This is a genomic window from Geobacillus sp. YF-1 (assembly GCF_052692335.1).
Genome location: NZ_CP199850.1, coordinates 53,436 through 74,014 on the forward strand (window position 1 = coordinate 53,436; position 20,579 = coordinate 74,014).

The 20,579-nt window shown below is 53.3% G+C and carries 19 protein-coding genes and 2 tRNA genes; all 21 read left to right on the forward strand.

Going from position 1 to position 20,579, the window contains the following annotated elements; all coding sequences use genetic code 11:
- Nucleotides 1-84 precede the first annotated feature (84 nt).
- The 21 genes from spoVG (at nt 85) to tilS (ending at nt 20,576) form a co-directional block, all read left to right on the forward strand.
- Entirely contained in the window at nt 85-375 is a 291-nt protein-coding gene (spoVG, locus tag ACTVIM_RS00260; protein WP_033022394.1) for a septation regulator SpoVG, read from the forward strand.
- A gap of 132 nt (nt 376-507) precedes the next feature.
- Nucleotides 508-1,884 carry a bifunctional UDP-N-acetylglucosamine diphosphorylase/glucosamine-1-phosphate N-acetyltransferase GlmU gene (gene glmU / locus ACTVIM_RS00265; protein ID WP_144972298.1) on the forward strand — a complete coding sequence of 459 codons (1,377 nt, stop codon included), beginning with the start codon at nt 508-510 and terminating at the stop codon, nt 1,882-1,884.
- Between the two features lie 12 nt (nt 1,885-1,896).
- Nucleotides 1,897-2,844 (forward strand): ribose-phosphate diphosphokinase, encoded by a 948-nt coding sequence (locus ACTVIM_RS00270; protein WP_144972300.1) that lies wholly within the window; start codon nt 1,897-1,899, stop codon nt 2,842-2,844.
- A gap of 76 nt (nt 2,845-2,920) precedes the next feature.
- Nucleotides 2,921-3,553, forward strand: coding sequence for a 50S ribosomal protein L25/general stress protein Ctc (locus ACTVIM_RS00275; protein WP_445613324.1), 633 nt, complete (start codon nt 2,921-2,923; stop codon nt 3,551-3,553).
- A gap of 60 nt (nt 3,554-3,613) precedes the next feature.
- The gene (gene pth / locus ACTVIM_RS00280) at nt 3,614-4,174 is read left to right on the forward strand and encodes an aminoacyl-tRNA hydrolase (protein WP_033022381.1); all 561 of its coding nucleotides are present in this window, start codon (nt 3,614-3,616) and stop codon (nt 4,172-4,174) included.
- Nucleotides 4,175-4,249: 75 nt separating this feature from the next.
- Nucleotides 4,250-4,480, forward strand: coding sequence for an anti-sigma-F factor Fin family protein (locus tag ACTVIM_RS00285; RefSeq protein ID WP_033022379.1), 231 nt, complete (start codon nt 4,250-4,252; stop codon nt 4,478-4,480).
- Nucleotides 4,481-4,552: 72 nt separating this feature from the next.
- On the forward strand, nt 4,553-8,086 hold the full coding sequence (gene mfd, locus ACTVIM_RS00290) for a transcription-repair coupling factor (RefSeq protein WP_445613325.1): 3,534 nt from the start codon (nt 4,553-4,555) through the stop codon (nt 8,084-8,086).
- Between the two features lie 211 nt (nt 8,087-8,297).
- Complete coding sequence (gene spoVT, locus ACTVIM_RS00295; RefSeq protein WP_033022422.1) at nt 8,298-8,834, forward strand: stage V sporulation protein T; 537 nt, start codon at nt 8,298-8,300, stop codon at nt 8,832-8,834.
- 172 nt (nt 8,835-9,006) lie between these two features.
- On the forward strand, nt 9,007-10,557 hold the full coding sequence (locus ACTVIM_RS00300; RefSeq protein WP_445613326.1) for a putative polysaccharide biosynthesis protein: 1,551 nt from the start codon (nt 9,007-9,009) through the stop codon (nt 10,555-10,557).
- 6 nt (nt 10,558-10,563) lie between these two features.
- The gene (gene mazG, locus ACTVIM_RS00305; RefSeq protein WP_445614279.1) at nt 10,564-12,033 is read left to right on the forward strand and encodes a nucleoside triphosphate pyrophosphohydrolase; all 1,470 of its coding nucleotides are present in this window, start codon (nt 10,564-10,566) and stop codon (nt 12,031-12,033) included.
- A gap of 2 nt (nt 12,034-12,035) precedes the next feature.
- Nucleotides 12,036-12,317 carry an RNA-binding S4 domain-containing protein gene (locus tag ACTVIM_RS00310; protein ID WP_033022369.1) on the forward strand — a complete coding sequence of 94 codons (282 nt, stop codon included), beginning with the start codon at nt 12,036-12,038 and terminating at the stop codon, nt 12,315-12,317.
- A gap of 181 nt (nt 12,318-12,498) precedes the next feature.
- Nucleotides 12,499-12,804 (forward strand): sporulation protein YabP, encoded by a 306-nt coding sequence (yabP, locus tag ACTVIM_RS00315; RefSeq protein ID WP_033844726.1) that lies wholly within the window; start codon nt 12,499-12,501, stop codon nt 12,802-12,804.
- Nucleotides 12,801-13,433 (forward strand): spore cortex biosynthesis protein YabQ, encoded by a 633-nt coding sequence (gene yabQ / locus ACTVIM_RS00320; protein WP_144972311.1) that lies wholly within the window; start codon nt 12,801-12,803, stop codon nt 13,431-13,433. The genes yabP and yabQ overlap by 4 nt, the downstream gene beginning before the upstream one ends.
- Before the next feature lie 15 nt (nt 13,434-13,448).
- Nucleotides 13,449-13,820, forward strand: a complete 372-nt coding sequence (locus tag ACTVIM_RS00325; protein ID WP_445613327.1) for an FtsB family cell division protein — start codon at nt 13,449-13,451, stop codon at nt 13,818-13,820.
- Between the two features lie 118 nt (nt 13,821-13,938).
- Nucleotides 13,939-14,337 (forward strand): S1 domain-containing RNA-binding protein, encoded by a 399-nt coding sequence (locus ACTVIM_RS00330; protein ID WP_033022363.1) that lies wholly within the window; start codon nt 13,939-13,941, stop codon nt 14,335-14,337.
- 180 nt (nt 14,338-14,517) lie between these two features.
- Nucleotides 14,518-14,594: transfer RNA gene (locus ACTVIM_RS00335), tRNA-Met, on the forward strand.
- 15 nt (nt 14,595-14,609) lie between these two features.
- A tRNA-Glu gene (locus ACTVIM_RS00340) sits at nt 14,610-14,681 on the forward strand.
- 196 nt (nt 14,682-14,877) lie between these two features.
- Nucleotides 14,878-17,355, forward strand: coding sequence for a stage II sporulation protein E (gene spoIIE, locus ACTVIM_RS00345; RefSeq protein WP_445613328.1), 2,478 nt, complete (start codon nt 14,878-14,880; stop codon nt 17,353-17,355).
- A 66-nt stretch (nt 17,356-17,421) separates the two neighbouring features.
- Nucleotides 17,422-18,162 (forward strand): vWA domain-containing protein, encoded by a 741-nt coding sequence (locus ACTVIM_RS00350; RefSeq protein ID WP_033022359.1) that lies wholly within the window; start codon nt 17,422-17,424, stop codon nt 18,160-18,162.
- On the forward strand, nt 18,125-19,102 hold the full coding sequence (locus ACTVIM_RS00355) for a protein kinase domain-containing protein (RefSeq protein ID WP_445613329.1): 978 nt from the start codon (nt 18,125-18,127) through the stop codon (nt 19,100-19,102). Before ACTVIM_RS00350 ends, ACTVIM_RS00355 begins: the two co-directional genes overlap by 38 nt.
- Before the next feature lie 79 nt (nt 19,103-19,181).
- Entirely contained in the window at nt 19,182-20,576 is a 1,395-nt protein-coding gene (tilS, locus tag ACTVIM_RS00360) for a tRNA lysidine(34) synthetase TilS (RefSeq protein WP_033022355.1), read from the forward strand.
- Nucleotides 20,577-20,579 lie beyond the last annotated feature (3 nt).

The following is a 20,579-nucleotide window of genomic DNA, read 5'->3' on the forward strand; positions in this document are numbered from 1 at the left end:
AAATTTTTCGAAAAAGCAGGAAAAGGCTCGGATGCGTGGAATTAATACATCGAGTCTCATATCGGGAAAAGGTGGTGAGCAGATATGGAAGTGACAGACGTAAGATTACGCCGCGTCAATACCGAAGGTCGGATGAAAGCGATCGCTTCCATCACGTTGGACAATGAATTTGTCGTCCATGACATCCGCGTGATTGACGGAAACAATGGGCTGTTCGTTGCCATGCCAAGCAAGCGCACTCCGGATGGGGAGTTCCGCGATATCGCACATCCGATCAATTCCGCTACGCGCGGAAAAATCCAAGAGGCGATTCTTGCTGAATACCACCGCCTCGGGAAGATGGAAGAAGAACTTGAAGAAGCGGGCGCTTCGTAAACATATGAGAGGGAGCTGAGGTGAAATTCACCAAGCTCTCTATTTTTTTGGCAGCCGCATTGTTTCCTTGAAAAGTGAGGCCGATTCATATATATTCAATTATGGATAAAAGGGTAATTGGAGGCCTTTCACATGAATCGATATGCGGTCGTTTTGGCGGCCGGACAAGGAACGCGGATGAAATCAAAGCAGTATAAAGTGCTTCATCCCGTTTGCGGCAAGCCAATGGTTCAGCATGTAGTAGACCAAGTCTCCAAGCTTGGGGTGGAAAAAACGGTTGTCGTCGTCGGATTTGGGGCGGAGCAAGTGAAAGAACAGCTTGGCTCCCAGTGTGAATATGCCTTGCAGGAAGAGCAGCTGGGAACAGCGCACGCGGTGATGCAAGCGGCTGCGCACTTGCGCGGCCTTGAGGGGATCACGATCGTGGTTTGCGGGGATACGCCGCTCATTACCGCCGAAACGATGGAAGCGTTGATCCAACATCACGTCAACGCCGAGGCGAAGGCGACGGTGTTAACGGCCATCGCCGAAAATCCGACTGGATATGGCCGCATTGTCCGCAATAAAGCCGGCCATGTCGAAAAAATTGTCGAACATAAAGATGCGAGCGAAGAAGAAAAGAGCATTTGCGAGATTAACACCGGAACGTATTGCTTTGATAATCAAACGTTGTTTCAAGCGCTTACAAACGTGACCAATGACAATGCTCAAGGGGAATATTACTTAACCGATGTGATTGAGATTATCAAAGCGAACGGCGGCGTGGTGTCCGCCTATCAGGCGCCGTCGTTTGAGGAAACGATCGGCGTCAACGACCGCATCGCTCTTGCTGAAGCGGAGCGGCTCATGCGCCGCCGCATCTGCCGCCATCACATGCAAAACGGAGTGACCATCGTTGATCCGGATGCTACGTACATTTCCGCTGACGCAGTGATTGGGCGCGATACGGTCATTTACCCTGGCACCGTGATCGAAGGCGAAACCGTGATCGGCGAAGATTGTGTCATCGGCCCTTATTCGGAAATCAGCCGCTGTATGATCGGTCATCGCACCTCGATTCGTCATTCCGTCGCTCATGACAGCGAAATCGGCTCCGATGTCACGATCGGTCCGTTCGCCCATATCCGTCCGCTGTCCAAAATCGATGATGACGTGCGAATCGGCAATTTTGTCGAAGTGAAAAAATCGACATTCGGTAAAGGAAGTAAAGCGTCGCACTTAAGCTATATCGGCGATGCCGAAGTCGGCGCTGAGGTGAATCTTGGCTGCGGTTCGATTACCGTCAACTACGATGGGGTCAACAAGCACCTCACGAAAATTGAAGATGGGGCGTTTATCGGTTGCAACGTGAATTTGATCGCACCGGTCACCGTCGGCCGAGGTGCTTACGTCGCCGCTGGATCGACGGTCACCGACGATGTTCCCGGCCGTGCGCTCGCCATTGCCCGGGCGCGGCAGGTCAATAAGGAAAACTATGCCGACCGTCTGCCAGGCAAGAAAAAATCGTGATGGAGGTTTATCATGTCTGACTGCCAGCACCAATTAAAGTTGTTCGCCCTGAACTCCAACATGAAGCTCGCCCAAGAAATCGCTGAAGTCTTGGGAATGGAGCTTGGCAAATGCTCCGTTTCCCGCTTTAGCGATGGGGAAATTCAAATTAATATCGAAGAAAGCATCCGCGGCGATGATGTATTTGTGATTCAATCAACGAGTGTACCGGTCAATGAGCATTTAATGGAGCTGCTCATCATGATCGATGCGCTCAAACGCGCCTCGGCCCGTACGATCAACATTGTGATGCCGTATTACGGTTATGCGCGCCAAGACCGGAAAGCGCGTTCGCGCGAACCGATCACGGCCAAGCTGATCGCCAATTTGCTCGAGACGGCAGGAGCGTCGCGCGTCATTACGCTTGATTTGCACGCTCCGCAAATTCAAGGATTTTTCGATATCCCGATCGATCATCTGATGGGTGTGCCGATTTTAGCCGATTATTTCAAAAGCAAGCAACTGGAAGATATCGTCGTCGTTTCGCCGGATCATGGCGGTGTGACACGGGCGCGGAAGCTGGCTGATCGCTTGAAGGCGCCGATTGCCATCATCGACAAGCGCCGGCCGAGGCCGAACGTGGCGGAAGTGATGAACATCGTCGGGCAGGTGGCGGGGAAAACGGCCATTTTGATCGACGACATCATCGATACGGCCGGCACGATTACGTTGGGCGCCAACGCTCTTGCGGAACACGGGGCAAAGGAAGTGTACGCCTGTTGCACCCATCCGGTGTTGTCCGGCCCAGCGATTGAGCGCATTCAAAATTCCAAAATTAAAGAGCTCGTCGTCACCAATTCAATCGCCTTGCCAGAAGAGAAGAAAATTGATAAAATTGTAGAGCTGTCGGTGGCGCCGCTCATTGCCGAAGCGATCACGCGCGTCTATCAAATGAAGTCTGTCAGCGTCCTGTTCGACTGACAACGAAAACATGTTTATCCCTTCTTGTTTTAGGATAAAGTAATCAATAGATTCTAATTCAGGAAGGTGAGGAAACATGACGATCGTGTTGGAAGCGAAAGAACGCACAGACAAAAAACGTTCGACATTGCGCCGTATTCGTTCACAAGGAGGCATTCCGGCCGTTTTGTACGGCAAGAAAGTCGAAAACAAAATGATCGCAGTCAGCGCCGCTGAGCTGGAAAAAGTGCTTCGCGAAGGCGGACGCACAAGCCTGCTGACGCTGAAAGTCGGCGGCCAAGATTACTCGGTGCTGCTGCGCGAGATGCAGCGCGATCCGCTGCGCAGCGAGCTGCTCCATGCCGATTTTCAAGCCGTCGACTTATCGACTGAGGTGGATATTGACGTTGAAGTGCGTTTAATCGGCGAGGCGCCTGGCGTCAAAGATGGCGGTGTGCTCCAGCAAAACTTGCATGAGCTGTCCATCCGCGTCTTGCCCGCCAACATTCCGCCAGCGATTGAAGTCGACATTTCCGGGCTGCAAGTCGGCGATACCATCACCGTTGGCGACGTGCAAACGAACGGCCAATTTGAAATTAACCATGAACCTTCCGAAGTGATCGCCACGATCTTGCCGCCGCAGCAGGAAGAAGAAATTCACAGCGGCGAACAGCAAGAGCCGGGGCGTCCTGATGCTGAGGAAGGAAGAGAGACAACGCCGGAAGAATGACAGACGTAACCGCTTCGGTTACGTCTTTTGTAGTATCATACAATGGGAGGGGCGCCAAGATTGAAACTGTTTGTTGGGCTTGGAAACCCGGGCAAAGAATACGAACAAACCCGGCATAATATCGGTTTTTTTGTCATTGATGAGCTGGCCAAACGTTGGGGGGTGTCGTTAACGGCCGCCAAGTTTCGCGGCCTGTTCGGCACGGCGGTAGTTAACGGCAAAAAAGTAGCATTATGCAAACCATTGACATATATGAATTTATCAGGGGAATGTGTCCGTCCCCTCATGGACTACTACGGCATTGCCCTCGACGATGTCATCGTCATTTACGATGACCTCGACCTTCCACCGGGGAAAATCCGCCTTCGCCTCAAAGGAAGTTCCGGGGGTCATAACGGCGTCAAATCGTTGATTCGACACCTCGGCACGGAACAGTTTAAGCGCATCCGCATCGGCATCGGCCGGCCAACGAACGGGCAGCCGGTGGCTGACTATGTGCTCAGCCGCTTTACCGACGAGGAACAAGGAGCGGTGGAAACGGCAGTGCTGCGGGCAGCCGACGCGTGCGAACAGGCGTTGTCTGTGCCGTTTGCCCAAGTCATGAACGATTTTAACGAGTGAATATTTTCCTCCGAACTGGTGCACAATGTGAGTATACGATTGTGGCGGAACAGTCCAGTGAGGAGGTTGTCACAGATGGCGCTCCATTACTATTGCCGGCATTGCGGAGCAAAAGTGGGAACGATTGAGCAAATGCCGATCTACAGCGAAAAGTTGGGTTTCCATCATCTCACCGAAGAAGAACGGCTTGACATGATTTCATATGAACCAAACGGCGACATTCATGTCAAAACCATTTGTGAAGACTGTCAGGAAGCGTTGACGCGAAACCCGGAGTGGCATCAATACGAAAAATTTATTCATTAGAGCTTTGGGCGACCAAAGCGTTTTTGCGTTTGCGCCAATTCAAAACAGGCGTTGAGAGGAGGGAGAATAGGGGTGCTTTCGCTGCATCGCTATTTAGCTGAAAATCAGGATGTTCGCACCATTATCGAAGGGATTCGTGTCCGCTTAAAGGAACAGCTTGTCGCCGGGCTGTCGGGGTCGGCCCGGTCTGTTTTTATTTCTGCCCTCTATCGGGAAACGGATCGGCCGCTCTTAGTCGTCGCGCACAATTTGTTTCAAGCGCAAAAAATGTATGATGATCTCGTTGCGCTGCTCGGGCCGGACGAAGTGTTTCTCTATGCGGTCAATGAAGTTATTGCCGCGGAAATGGCGGTGGCCAGCCCGGAACTGAGGGCACAGCGCCTAGAAATTATGAACCATTGGCTGCAAGGGGGAAAAGGGGTCGTCGTCTGTCCGGTGGCTGGGGTGCGTCGTTTGTTGCCGCCGCCGTCGCTTTGGAAACAATATTTGTTCACGTTTTCTATCGGACAAGAGCTTGAGTTGGAACGTTACAAACAGCTGTTTGTCGACATGGGATACAAGCGGGTCGCTACTGTTTCCGCTCCTGGAGAGTTCAGCATCCGCGGCGGCATCCTTGATATTTATCCATTGACCGCCGAGCTGCCGTACCGCATCGAGCTGTTTGATACGGAAATCGAATCGATTCGCACGTTCACCCCTGACGACCAACGTTCACAAGGGCAAATCGAGCGCATCATGGTCGGACCGGCGGAGGAAATCATTCTCGATGGCGAAACGCGGCGCCGCGGCGTGGAGCGGATTGAAGCGCAGCTTGCGGTGAGTTTGGAGAAAGTAAAAGACGAGTCGGCCAAGCAGCGGATGTACGAACAGATTCACGCGGAACTTGAACAGCTGCGCGCCGGGCAAGAAGTCGAACAACAATATAAATATATGTCGCTCTTTTATGAAAAGGCTGCCAGTTTGCTAGATTATATGCCGGAAGATGGCGTGCTCCTCATGGATGAAATGAGCCGCCTTCAAGAGGCAGCGGAGCGGCTGGAACGCGAAGAAGCCGAATGGTATACGAGCCTGCTCGAGAGCGGAAAAATGATCCATGGCGTTCCCCTTTCGCATTCCTTTTCTGAATTATTGCAAAAGCATCGATTGCAACGAGTGTATTTGTCTTTGTTTTTGCGCCATGCGCCGCATACCCATCCGCAAAATGTCGTCAATATTACGTGCAGGCAAATGCAAAACTTTCATGGCCAAATGGCGCTGCTTCAGTCGGAAATCGATCGATGGAAAAAGGCGAACTATGCCGTCGTTTTTTTGGCGCCGACTGCCGAGCGCGTGAAAAAGCTGCAATCATTGCTTCAAGATTATGAGATTGACGCGCTGCCGCTCGCGCGCGATGCAGCGCTGCTATACGGCAAATGTCAGCTCCTCCAAGGCGATTTAAACACCGGGTTTGAATTGCCGCTGCAAAAACTCGCGGTCATCACGGAAGAAGAGCTGTTCAAAAAGCGGGCGAAACGCCCGGCGCGCCGGCAGAAACTGTCCAACGCCGAGCGGATCAAAAGCTATGCCGAACTGCAAGTCGGCGACTACGTCGTCCATGTGAACCACGGCATCGGAAAATATTTAGGCATCGAGACGTTAGAAATCAATGGAGTGCATAAAGATTACATCCATATCCAGTACCAAGGCGGCGATACGCTGTACGTTCCGGTCGACCAAATGGATCAAGTGCAAAAATACGTCGGCTCGGAGGGAAAAGAGCCGAAAATTTATAAGCTTGGCGGCACGGAATGGAAAAAGGTCAAAAAGAAAGTGGAATCGTCCGTCCAAGACATTGCCGAAGACTTAATTAAGCTGTACGCTGAGCGCGAAGCAAGCAAAGGATATGCGTTTTCCCCGGATACGGAGATGCAGCGCGAATTTGAAGCGGCGTTTCCGTATCAAGAGACGGAAGACCAGCTTCGCTCGATTGAGGAAATCAAGCGTGATATGGAGAGCGACAAACCGATGGACCGCCTCCTTTGCGGCGATGTCGGCTACGGGAAAACGGAAGTGGCGCTGCGGGCGGCGTTTAAAGCCATTATGGACGGCAAACAAGTCGCCTTCCTCGTGCCGACGACGATTTTGGCCCAACAGCATTACGAAACGGTGCGCGAACGGTTTCAAGGGTTTCCGATCAACGTCGGACTGTTGAACCGCTTCCGGTCGAAAAAACAGCAGGCGGAGACCATTAAAGGGTTAAAAGACGGCACGATCGACATGGTCATCGGCACGCACCGGCTGCTGTCGAAAGACGTGAAATTCAAAGATTTAGGCTTGCTCATTATCGACGAAGAACAACGGTTTGGTGTGGCGCATAAGGAAAAAATCAAACAGCTGAAGGCGAACATTGACGTGCTCACCTTAACGGCGACGCCGATTCCGCGCACGCTCCATATGTCGATGATCGGGGTGCGCGATTTGTCGATCATCGAGACGCCGCCGGAAAACCGATTCCCGGTGCAAACGTATGTCATGGAATATACCCCGGAGCTCGTCAAAGAGGCGATTGAACGCGAGCTCGCCCGCGATGGGCAAGTGTTTTTCCTTTACAACCATATTGAAGACATCGACTTGAAAGCGGAAGAAATCGCCCAGCTTGTCCCGGAAGCGCGCGTCACTTACGTGCATGGCCGCATGTCGGAAACGGAGCTCGAATCGACGATTTTGGCGTTTTTGGAAGGGCAATACGATGTGCTGGTGACGACGACGATCATCGAAACGGGCATCGATATACCGAATGTCAACACGCTCATCGTCTATGATGCCGACCGGATGGGACTGTCGCAGCTGTACCAGCTGCGCGGGCGCGTCGGCCGCTCCAACCGCGTCGCGTATGCGTATTTCACCTATCGGAAAGATAAAGTGCTCAACGAAGCGGCGGAAAAGCGGCTGCAAGCCATCAAAGAGTTTACCGAGCTCGGCTCCGGGTTTAAAATCGCCATGCGCGATTTGTCGATCCGCGGCGCGGGCAACATTCTCGGCGCCGAACAGCACGGCTTTATCGACTCGGTCGGATTCGATTTGTATTCGCAAATGTTGAAAGAGGCGATTGAAAAACGGCGCGGCATCAAGCGGGAAGATGAGCAGCCGGATGTCGTCATTGATATCGAAGTCGACGCCTATATTCCGGGCACATACATTGCGGATGAGTTGCAAAAGATTGAGATGTACAAGCGCTTCAAGGTGGTCGAAACGCTTGAGGATGTCGAAGCGTTGCGAGAAGAAATGGTCGACCGCTTTGGCGATTATCCGGATGAGGTCGCCTATTTGTTCCAAATCGCCGAGATGAAAGTGCTGGCCAAGCAGTTGGGCGTTGAGTCGCTGAAGCAGCATAAGCAGCAAATTGACATCATCTTTACAGAAGAGTCATCGAAAACGGTGGAGATTCAGCGTCTGTCGGATATCGGCCGCCAACATGGGCGCCTGTTCGGGTTCGGCATGGACGGAGGAAAGCTGAAAATCGTGCTCTATATTAAGGGGATGAAGACGCACGAATGGCTGTTGATTTTAGAACAAACGCTGCGGCGGCTGTCCGGGATGGAACAAGAAAAGTCGGTGACGGCATAATCAAGAAAAAGTTTTCACATGTTTATCGTTTTCTGCATGTGGCGATAATGAAGGATGGGCAATTTTATCTAAAATGGCCAAAATCACTTTCATCACGTATAGAACGCGGATGATGAAGGATACTAATGACAGCAATGGTGAATTCCCCATGATCAAGGGTTCATCGGAGTATCCTTCAAATCCTATGATGAAAGTGAGGTCATATGAAGGCATGAAAGCAACCGGTATTGTTCGTCGCATCGACGATTTAGGAAGGGTTGTCATTCCGAAAGAAATTCGCAGAACACTGCGCATTCGTGAAGGGGATCCGCTCGAAATATTTGTTGACCGCGATGGAGAAGTCATTTTGAAAAAATATTCGCCGATCAGTGAATTAGGCGACTTTGCCAAAGAGTACGCTGAAGCGCTGTTTGACAGCCTCGGGCAGCCTGTGCTCATTTGTGACCGCGATGTGTATATCGCTGTCGCCGGTGTTTCGAAAAAGGAATATATGAACAAAAGCGTCAGCCCGTTGGTGGAAAAAGCCATGGAAGACCGTCATTCCATCCTTCATACCGAGGAAGGGGAAGTCGAGCTTGTGGATGGGATGACAGAAACGTTGAAATCATACACGATTGGCCCGATTGTCGCCAACGGCGATCCGATTGGAGCGGTCATCATTTTATCGCGCGAGAAAACCATTGGTGAAGTGGAACATAAAGCAGCTGAAACGGCGGCCAGCTTTTTGGCTCGACAAATGGAGCAATAAATGAACTGTGAGGGAAAGGCGTCCCCAACCTCGGTTGGGGCGCCTTTTTTTGCTTCCTGCTGCGCTTTTCGGCCTTCGCTTTTGTCTGTTGGACGAAAGTTGCGCTATAATATCGAGCGTAGCCGTGGCATTGGGCGGTGTCGCTCGCCCGTTGCCATCGAGGAGGAGAAAAGTGGGAAACGCATGGAAAGGAGCGGCCGTTTTGACCGCGGCTGCTTTGGTCACCAAACTATTGAGCGCCTTGTATCGCATTCCGTACCAAAATATGGTTGGCGATATCGGTTTTTATATTTATCAACAAATATACCCGATTTATGGCATCGTCGTCGCCCTCTCGCTGACCGGCTATCCGGTCGCTGTCTCCCGGCTCATTGCCGAACGAAGGGCGGTGCCGGATGCGGCGGGGGCGGCCGCTGTCGGTCGCGCTGCCTTATTCGTGCTCGGGGCGATCGGGGCGGCGCTGTTTGCTTTGTTGTATATCGGGGCGGAGACAGTGGCTTTATGGATGGGGGACCGGCGGCTGGAACCGCTTTTGCGGCAGCTTTCTTTTTCCTTTTTGCTCTTTCCACCGCTCGCTTGGCTGCGCGGATATTTTCAAGGCCGGCACGACATGGCGCCGACGGCGATGTCCCAGGTGGTGGAGCAGTCGGTGCGGGTGACGGCGATTTTAGGGTTGTCGTATTGGGTGTTGCGGCGCGGCGGCGACGATTACGCCTGCGGCATGGCGGCTATAGCTGGCACGCTCGCCGGCATGGTGGCGGCGCTGTTCGTTTTGCTTTGCTTTCTCGTCCAGCGCAGGCCGCAGGGCTGGAGAGAGCCCGCGCCGCCGGCTTTGACCCGACGTTTTGCCCGCCATCTGTTAACGGCCGGCTCGCTCGTCTGTTTGACGAATATGGCGTTGACACTCATTCCACTTGTTGATTCGTTTTTGTTCGTCCCGCTTCTCAAAGAGGCGGGGACAAAGCTGAATGAGGGGCAATGGCTGAAAGGAGTATACGACCGCGGACAGCCGCTCATTCAGCTCGGCACGGTGGTCGGCACGTCGTTTTCATTGGCGCTCGTTCCGTTGATTTCGGGCGCGCGCCGGCCGGACGACGCGACCGCTCATGGAGCGTTGGCGATCCGGATTGCCGCCGTCATCGGCGCCGGTGCTTCGCTCGGGCTCGTTTGTCTTATTCGCCCGATCAATCAAATGTTGTTTGAAAACACTCACGGCTCGCTGCTTCTTGCCGTGCTGTCCGCCTCTGTCTTTTTCACCACCATTGCGCTGACCGCTTCAGCGCTCCTGCAAGGAATCGGAAGGGAGCGGATCGCGGCTGTTGGAGTAGCGATCGGGGTGGCGGGAAAAATGGCGCTCATGCATTGGTTTGTGCCGCTGTGGGGGGCGCTTGGTGCGGCTGCCGCTACGACGGGGGCCTACGCGCTGATGGCCGCCTTTTTGTACGCGGCGTTGCCGCGTGAGTACCGGGCGGCCGGCTATCGCTGCGCGTTTCCGATCGTGAAGGCGGCAGCGGTGATGGTCATTGTGCTCCGAGGTTATCTATGGGTGTTGACGTCTGCTTTTGGAGGACGTCTATGGGCGGCGGTCGCAGCGCTTGGCGGCTCGGCCATCGGCGCGGCCGTGTATGTGGCGTGCATCGTGAAAAGCCGCGCGTTTTCTGAACGGGAATGGTCGACGCTACCGTTTGTCAGCTCATTTCGCTTACGGATAGGAGGAAAGTGAGTGGCGATGAATACGATTCATGTTTTCGGGCTCGGCGCCGGGGATTTTGAACAGCTCCCGGTCGGCGTTTATCGAAAGCTGAAGCGGGCGCATCCGCTCTTTTTGCGAACGAAGGAACACCCGGCTGTCCAAGGGCTGAGAGAAGAAGGAATCGCGTTTGTGTCATTTGATGATGTGTATGAAAAGCACGGGCAGTTTGCCGATGTGTATGCAGAAATCGCCAAGCGATTGACGGACGAAGCGAAGCGCGGCGATGTGTTTTACGCCGTCCCCGGCCACCCGCTCGTTGCCGAACGGACGGTACAGCTTCTGTTTGAAGCGGAACAGAGCGGCGCCTGCCGGGTGGTCATTGAAGGCGGGCAAAGCTTTTTGGATGCTTTGTTTGCCGCGTTGCGCATTGATCCGGTTGACGGATTTCAATTGCTTGACGCGACCGCTTTCCGCGGTGACGAGTGGTCGCCATCGCTTCACGCCGTCTTTTGCCAAGTCTATGATTCGTTCGTCGCTTCGAATGTGAAGCTGTCTTTAATGGAACAGCTTCCCGACGAGTATCCGGTCTATATCGTCACCGCAGCGGGAACGAAAGCGGAGCAGGTGAAACGCGTGCCGCTCTACGAACTAGACCGGCAGACAGCGCTCGACAATTTGACAAGCGTTTATGTCCCGCCGGTCCAAGATGAATCCCTTCTTTATCACCGGTTTGAGACGCTGCGCCGCGTCATCGCTGCACTGAGGGGGCCGAACGGCTGTCCGTGGGATCGGAAGCAGACGCATGCCTCATTGAAACGTTATTTGCTAGAGGAAGCGTATGAACTGCTGGAAGCGATTGATGAAAACGACGATGACCATATGGTCGAAGAGCTCGGCGACGTGTTGCTGCAGGTGATGCTTCATGCGCAAATCGGCGCTGACCGTGGACAGTTTTCCATCGATGACGTGATCCGCACGTTGACGGCCAAAATGATTCGTCGCCATCCGCACGTATTTGGCGATGCGACGGCCGAGACGGCGGAACAAGTGGTTGAGAATTGGGAAGCGATCAAGCAGAAGGAAAAAGGGAGCGAGAGGGCGAAATCGATCTTGGATGATATTCCAAAAAGCTTGCCGGGGACGATGCGGGCGTACGAACTGCAGAAACAGGCAGCCAAAGCCGGATTTGACTGGGACGATGCCGCTCCGATATGGAAAAAAGTCGAAGAAGAAATGGCTGAATTCCGCGCGGCAGCGTCCGGCGCCTGCCGGAACGAGCTGATCGGCGAATTCGGCGATTGGCTGTTTGCGCTTATCAATCTTGCCCGCCACTATGACATTCAGCCGGAAGAAGCGTTGCAAATGGCGAATGATAAATTTGCTCGCCGCTTTGCTTACATCGAGGAACAAGTGCGGAAAAGCGGCCGGCCGATCGCTTCATTTTCGCTCGCTGAGCTCGATCGTTTTTGGGATGAAGCAAAAGAACAAGAACGGCAGGAGGGATGATCATGCGCTTGGATAAGTTTTTGAAAGTCTCCCGGCTCGTAAAGCGCCGCACGCTCGCCAAAGAAGTGGCAGATCAAGGGCGGGTATGGATTAACGGCCATGTCGCCAAGGCGAGTTCGGACGTCAAAATTGGCGATGAACTGACGATTCAATTCGGGCAAAAACGGGTAACAGTAAAAGTGACCGCAGTCAAAGAAACAGCGAAAAAAGAGGAGGCTGCCGAACTGTACGAACTCATTCGCGAAGAGCGGACCGCCCCCGAACCGGAACAGGATGATGTCTAATTTGGTTTGAAGCTGAAACGCCTTGACGGAATTGACGAACGAGCCGCCCGAACCGGAACAGGATGGCGTCTAATTTGGTTTGCAGGCTTGTTCTAAACCGTCCCCCGCTGACATACATATGGTACAAACAGCGAATGTGCCGGCTTTCATGACCAATACGGAAATGCGGGGGATGATGAGCATGAATCGACATGATGAATTTAGCACAAGCGCGAATAAAGGTCCGGTCCAAGAACATGATGTGATCATGCGCGGCCGGCGTCTTCTTGACATCACTGGGGTGAAACAAGTCGAGAGCTTTGACAATGAAGAGTTTTTGCTTGAAACCGTCATGGGCTTTTTGGCCATCCGCGGGCAAAACTTGCAAATGAAAAATTTGGACGTGGAAAAAGGCGTCGTTTCGATCAAAGGCCGCATTTTTGACCTTGTGTATGTAGACGACCATCAGGAGAAGGCTAAAGGGTTCTTTAGCAAGTTGTTCAAATGAGCATAAGCATCCAGTTTTACACCATGCTGGCGATGATCGGCATGGGGGGCTGGATCGGCATGGCGTTCGATACGTACAGCCGCCTTTTCAAGCGGCATGAGCGGGCGCATTGGCTCGTGTTTGTGAACGATGTGCTGTTCTGGGTCGTGCAGGCGCTGTTCGTGTTTTACGTGCTGCTGCTCGTCAATGAAGGCGAGCTTCGCTTTTATTTGTTTCTTGCTCTTTTGTGCGGGTATGCCGCCTACCAAAGCTTGCTCCGTTCATCGTATGTTCGACTGTTGGAGCGGCTCATTTGGTTGGCGGCAAGGGTTGGACAGGCGCTTGCTGAACTGTTCCGCGCCGTCGTCGTTCGCCCGCTCGTTTTCGTTGGACAGATCGGACTTGCGCTGCTTTTGTTTGTCTTTCGGCTGCTCGTTTGGGCGACCCGGTTCGGCCTGCTCGCCGTCTGGAGGACGATTCGGTTACTGCTCGCCCCGTTCGTTTGGGCGGCCATGAGCATTTGGCGCCGCATGCCGCCTCCCCGACGGGCGATGGTGGCAAAAATTTTGCGCCCCTTCAAAGGATTTGCTGGACAAATCGAGAATACAAAAGAGAAAATAGGCATGTGGCTTGCGAAATGGCGAAAGTAAAGAGGTGCAAAGGCAATGAACGTGCCCCGAAACATGAATGTGACAAAGCTCCCATCGATGTACACGGCTAAGCAGGAGGAGAAAAAGCAGCGGGCGGCAAGAAGGCGGCGGGCGGTGGCCGTGCGCTTGGCCTTTTGGTCCGTATTGTTGGCATTGCTCGCTTCCAGTCTCATGTATTTGTTGCACTCCCAAGCGAAAGCGATCGATGCGAAACGGACGGAAGAGCGAAAGATGCAAGAGCAGCTGGCGGAGCTTCAGCGGCAGGAGCAGCAGCTGAAAAAAGAGATAAAAAGGCTGCATGATGATGACTATATCGCTGAGCTAGCGCGAAAAAAATATTACTTATCGAAAGACGGAGAAATCATTTTCGTCTTGCCGGAAAAATAATGGTGTTCATCCATGCCCGTTTTATACGGGCGTTCGTCATATTGACACGCATTTTTCCCATTCGCTATAATGAAAGAAACATCATATTTCAAGCGTTTTAAGGAGGAGCACTTTTTTTATGTCGATTGAAGTAGGCAGCAAGTTACAAGGCAAAGTCACAGGCATTACGAAATTTGGGGCGTTTGTGGAGCTGCCGGAGGGGGTCACGGGACTCGTTCACATTAGCGAAGTGGCCGACAACTATGTCAAGGACATCAACGACCATTTAAAAGTCGGCGATCTCGTGTACGTGAAAGTGATCAACGTCGGTCAAGATGGAAAAATCGGCTTATCGATTCGCAAAGCCAAAGACACGCCTTCTTCGCAGCGGCCGCGCCATCGAGGCCACGATCGCTCCGCAGCGGACAGCCTTGAACAAAAAATCAGCCGTTTTTTGAAAGAGAGTGAAGATCGGTTGGCATCGCTGCGCCGTCATACCGAATCAAAGCGGGGAGGTCGTGGGGCGAGACGAGGGTAACTTGCTGCTGAAAGACTGCGATGGGAACGATCACGAAACGCGGAATCTACAAGCATCCATCGGATATGGATGCTTTTTGTTTCGCATGGCCAACAACAGGATGTATTTTCCGCTCGTCTTTTTCGCTTATGTGTATTGACAACGGTCGTCTTCTTCGTTATGATAGTAACTGTTGCACGAGGCGGTGTAGCTCAGCTGGCTAGAGCGTACGGTTCATACCCGTGAGGTCGGGGGTTCGATCCCCTCCACCGCCACCAAATCTCATACAAAACGGCCCGTTGGTCAAGTGGTTAAGACACCGCCCTTTCACGGCGGTAACACGGGTTCGAATCCCGTACGGGTCATAGAAAACGAGCATGCGCTAGCAAGCGACATGCTCGTTTTCTTTTTTGTCTTCTGCTGTCGGAAGAGGGGCATCGGCGGCGGTTTTCCGTAGAAAACGTCGAACGATTTTTCATTTTTCTCTTTTGTTTTGACAAATTTCTGACAATTGAAGCGATATAATAGGGGGTAATAGAAAGGAAAAGGAGAGGATCGGAAATGGAAAGAGCGGAAAGAGGGACGGTGCGTCGCATTTCGGAAGTGCCGATGAGCGAAACGCAGGCGACGGTGTCGCGTTGGATGCGTCATGTGAAGTTGCGTCTTGGCCATCTGTTCGTTCATCAAGGTTTTTTGCTTCTTCTTGTCGGCTTTTTGCTTGGACGAGCCCTCATCTTATCAAAACTGACACCGTTTGCCTTGCCGTTTTTTGTGTCGGTCTATATGCTGCGCCGTGACAAGGCGGCTTTTGCTTTCGTTTCCTTGCTGGCCGGCGCTTTGACATTGTCGTTTGACGCTGCGCTGTTTGTCGGCTTGTCCATGTTTGCGTTCCTGCTGATTTATGGCTGGGTGCGAAAGGTGATTAGCGAGTCGCTGAAAATCGTTCCGTTTGTCGTATTTGTGCTGTCGCTTTCCGCCAAATGGCTCATCTCTTATTATTGGCTTGGGGAGCGGACGGCTTACGACGTGGCGATGGCTGTGGTCGAAGCCGGGCTGTCGCTCGTCTTGACATTGATTTTCATGCAGAGCATTCCGCTATTGGCTGCGCGGAAACATCGACATACGCTGCGAGCGGAAGAGATCATTTCCTTGATTATTTTGCTCGCCTCCATGCTGACGGGAATGATCGGCTGGACGCTGTCGGGGTTGGCGCTCGAGCATGTGGCATCGCGCTATCTCGTGTTAGTATTTGCGTTTGTAGCTGGAGCGGCGACCGGCTCGACCGTCGGTGTGGTCACCGGTCTCGTTTTGAGCCTAGCCAATGTCGGCAATTTGTCAGAAATGAGCTTGCTGGCGTTTGCGGGGTTGCTTGGCGGGCTGTTGAAGGAGGGGAAAAAGCCGGGGGTTGCGCTCGGCTTACTCATTGCCACCTTATTGCTCGGCTTGTACGGATCAGGGAAGGCGGAGATCATGCCGACGCTTTTGGAGTCGCTCATCGCTGCCGCGCTGTTTTTCGTCACCCCCCGTTCGCTGACGGAGAAAATGGCGAAACACATCCCTGGTACCGCCGAATATGTGAACGAACAGCAGCAATACGTCCGCAAAATTCGCGATATGACGGCACAGCGCGTTTATCAGTTTTCGAACGTCTTTCAGGCGCTGGCGGAAAGTTTTTCCCCCGAGCCATTAAGGGAGGCGGCTGAATATGAGGAGCGCGAGGTCGATTACTTTCTCAGCGACATTACGGAAAAGACATGCCAAACGTGCTTTAAGAAAGTGCAATGCTGGGCCGACAACTTTCCTACGACGTATACCTATATGAAACAAATGATGCGTGAAGCGGATGAACAAACGATCGGACAAAACCAGTCGTTGATGCGCGAGTGGGAGCGGTACTGCGTCAAGGCGGGTAAAGTCGTTGATGCCATTGAAAAGGAAATGGTCACCTATCAGGCGAACCGCAGGCTCAAACGGCAAATCCATGAAAGCCGGAAACTAGTGGCGGAGCAGCTGCTAGGCGTTTCACAGGTCATGGATGATTTCGCCAAAGAAATGCAAAAAGAACAGGAAAATCATTACTTGCAGGAAGAACAAATTTATCACGCGCTGCAAGAGTTTGGCGTCGAAGTCGGACATGTTGACATTTACAGTTTAGAAAAAGGAAATATCGACATTGAAATGAGCATTCCGTATTGTGAAGGGCGCGGCGAGTGCGAAAAGCTGATCGCCCCGATGCTGTCCGATATTCTCGGCGAGACGATCGTTGTCAAGCGCGAGGAGTGCGCCGCCTATCCGAACGGGTATTGCCGCGTCGCTTTCGGTTCGACAAAGGCGTTCGTCGTCGAAACGGGCGTCGCGTTCGCGGCAAAAGGCGGAGGGTTCATTTCCGGTGACAGCTATGCGACGATTGAGCTTGCGACCGGCAAATACGCGGTCGCCATCAGCGACGGTATGGGCAACGGCCAGCGGGCGCATTATGAAAGTCGCGAAACACTGCGCCTGTTGCAAAAAATTTTGCAGACGGGAATGGATGAATCGATTGCGATTAAGTCGATCAATTCAATCTTAGCGTTGCGGACGACCGAAGATATGTATGCGACGCTCGATTTGGCAATCATCGACTTGCAAGACGCAACGACCAAGTTTTTGAAAATCGGTTCGACACCAAGCTTCATTAAGCGCGGCAACAAAGTGATGAAGGTGGAAGCGAGCAATTTGCCGATGGGGATTATTAAAGAAGTGGAGTTTGACGTGGTTACCGAGCAGCTGAAATCCGGCGATTTGCTCATTATGATGAGCGACGGCGTGTTCGAAGGGCCGATCAACGTGGAAAACCACGATCTATGGATGAAGCGGAAAATTCAAGAATTGAAAACGAACGATCCGCAGGAAGTGGCCGATGTGATTATGGAGGAAGTGATCCGGCAATGCGGAGGGGAAATTGAAGATGACATGACGGTCGTCGTTGCCAAAGTCCGACACAACACCCCGAAATGGGCGACCATTCCCGCTTATATGTACATGAAAAAGGCGCAGTAGTCGGGGTATAAAAACCGTTCCCCGCGGCGATGATGGTAATACATTCGTCAAGGAGGGGGAACGAACGTGCGAACAGGAACATTGCGGCAAATTTTGCTCATTACCGATGGTTGTTCCAATCATGGCGAGGACCCGGCCGCCATGGCAGCGCTCGCCCGCGAGCAAGGGATTACCGTGAACGTGATTGGCGTGTTGGATCAAGATACCATCGATGAAAACGGCCGCCGGGAAATCGAGGCGATCGCGGCCGCCGGCGGCGGGATGAGTCAAATTGTATATGCGAAGCAGCTGTCGCAGACGGTGCAAATGGTGACGCGCCAAGCGATGACCCAGACGCTGCAAGGGCTCGTCAATCGCGAGCTGAAGCAAATTTTAGGCTCGAACGCTTCGCTCGAGGATTTGCCGCCGGACAAGCGCGGCCAAGTGATGGAAGTCGTCGATGAGCTCGGGGAAACGGTCGCGCTTGAGGTGCTGATTTTAATTGACACAAGCGGAAGCATGAAAACGAAACTGCCGACCGTCAAGGAGGCGCTCGTCGATTTGTCGCTCAGTTTAAACGCGCGCATGGGCGCCAATCGGTTTTCGGTCTTGATTTTCCCGGGAAAACGATCGCATGTGGAAAAACTGGTCGACTGGACGCCGAGAATGGAGGAGTTATCGGCGATTTTTCCGAAGCTGGCATCGGGAGGACTGACGCCGACCGGGCCGGCGCTGCGCGAAGCGATCGCCTATTTTGAGCGAAAACGGTCGCTAAGGAGCTGGATCGGCCATGGCGATGAGCCATACGTGGAAGAGTCATCTTTGTAGCTTGCCGCCGGGTACGATCATCACCGGCAAATGGCACGGCCATTCGTATCGGCTGCTGCGGCGGCTTGGCAGCGGGGCCAACGGCGTCGTCTATTTGGCGGAGAACGGGCGGAATCGGGTCGCTGTCAAATTGAGCGATGATTACGCGTCATTGGCGTCGGAAATGAATATATTGCGCCGCTTTTCCAAGGTCCAGGGAGCCGCCCTCGGGCCTTCTTTGCTGGAAGCCGATGACTGGCCGAGCCCATTCGCCCGAGGCACGATTCCGTTTTACGTTATGGAGTATATTGAAGGAGAGCCGTTCGCGGTTTTTGTCCGCCGCCACGGAAAAGAGTGGGCGCCCGTGCTGCTCGTGCAGCTGTTGTCGGTGCTCGAGCGGCTGCATGAAGAAGGCTGGGTGTTCGGTGATTTAAAGCCGGACAATGTAATGGTCACCGGCCCTCCGCCTTCGGTTCGGCTGTTGGACGTAGGAGGAACGACGCTGCAGGGCAGGGCGGTCAAAGAGTTCACCGAATTGTACGACCGCGGCTACTGGGGGCTTGGATCACGCAAAGCCGAACCGTCGTACGACTTGTTTGCCGCCGCCATGGTGATGATCGTTTCTTGTTCCCTAGGTCCGATAGAAAAAAAGGGGAACGGACGGGCGCAGCTTGTTGCCCTCATTGAAGCGGACCGTTTTCTTTCACGCTATAAGGAAGTGCTGCAAAAGGCGCTTGACGGCCGATATGCAAGGGCGGCCGAGATGCGCCGCGACTTATTGGCCGCTTCCGCGCATCGGCCAACCACCCACAACGTTCGTCGCCAGACAGCGCCGAGCCGCCGACCTAGCCGGCGAACGAATAGGCGCCGCAAAGCGAGAGGGGTAGTGGAGACCGTCCTGATTGCCGCCTTATTGCTTGGCCTCTATGGCTTTTATATTTATCGGCAGCTGTCGATGTAACGATCAGCAAACGGAAGTTTTGAGAAAATAAGATGAACGTGTTACGATGAAGCTAAAAGGGTGAAGAAGGGTTTTATCGATGATCGAGAAAGTGCGTGCGTTTATCGACAAGCATCGGCTGCTTGCCGAAGGAACGACGGTCATTGTCGGCGTCTCCGGGGGGCCTGATTCGCTCGCGTTGCTGCATGTTTTGCTTTCGCTTCGCGGCGAGCGGAAGCTGCGGCTTGTCGCTGCCCATGTCGATCATATGTTTCGCGGTCGGGAATCAGAAGAAGACATGGAGTTTGTGAAACATTTTTGTGCCCAGCATCGTATTGTATGTGAGGCGGCGCAAATCGATGTTCGAGCGTTTCAGCGGCGCATGGGCATGGGCGCCCAAGAAGCGGCGCGCCGCTGCCGTTACGATTTTTTCGCCAAATTGATGGAAAAACATCAGGCTCAGTACCTCGCGTTAGGCCATCATGGCGATGATCAAGTCGAAACGATTTTGATGCGGCTCGTCCGCGGCAGCACGAGCAAAGGGTACGCCGGCATACCGGTGAAGCGGCCGTTTCAAGGAGGCGATCTCATCCGCCCGCTTTTGGCCGTCAGCCGCGCCGAAATCGAAGACTATTGCGCCAAAGAAGGATTGGCCCCGCGGCGCGATCCGAGCAATGAAAAGGACGACTATACGCGCAATCGGTTCCGTCATCATATTATCCCGCTGCTGCGGCAGGAAAATCCGCGCCTGCACGAACGCTTTCAGCAATATAGCGAAATGATGGCGGAAGATGAACGGTTTTTAGAGGAATTGGCGTCAGAGGCGCTGAATAAAGTAATGGAAAACGAGCTTGGCGATGTCGTGCTTCGCATCGGCCCGTTTTTGGCGCTGCCCCGACCGCTGCAACGCCGGGCGCTGCAAGAGCTGCTACTCCGTCTTTATGGCGGCGTTCCGCCAGCGTTGACATCTGTACATATCCATCATATACTGATGCTTTGTGAAAGCGGCCAACCTTCCGGGACGCTTGATTTGCCGCAAGGGCTGCAAGCGGTTCGTTCGTATGACCGCTGCTTGTTCACCTTCGGCCAAAAACCGTGCGGAAAAGGGTATCGGTTCGAGCTGCCCGTTCCGGCGCGATTGCCTCTCCCAAACGGGCGCGCAATTGTCAGTGAATTTTGGGAACACTATCCGGGAAAGCAGGCGGGCAAAGACGTGTTCATCATCGATCCCGCTTCCATCGCGTTGCCGCTTTACGTGCGGACGCGCCGTCACGGCGACCGCATGGTGCTGAAAGGAACGGGAGGGACGAAAAAGCTGAAGGAAATTTTCATTGAAGCGAAAGTTCCGCGGATGGAGAGGGATTGCTGGCCGGTGGTGGAAGATGCCGACGGCCGCGTCCTTTGGGTGCCCGGCCTGAAAAAGTCGGCTTTTGAAGCGAAAAACCAAGGGAAAGGCCCATATATTTTGTTGCACTATCAGGCGATGAACAGCTAGGAG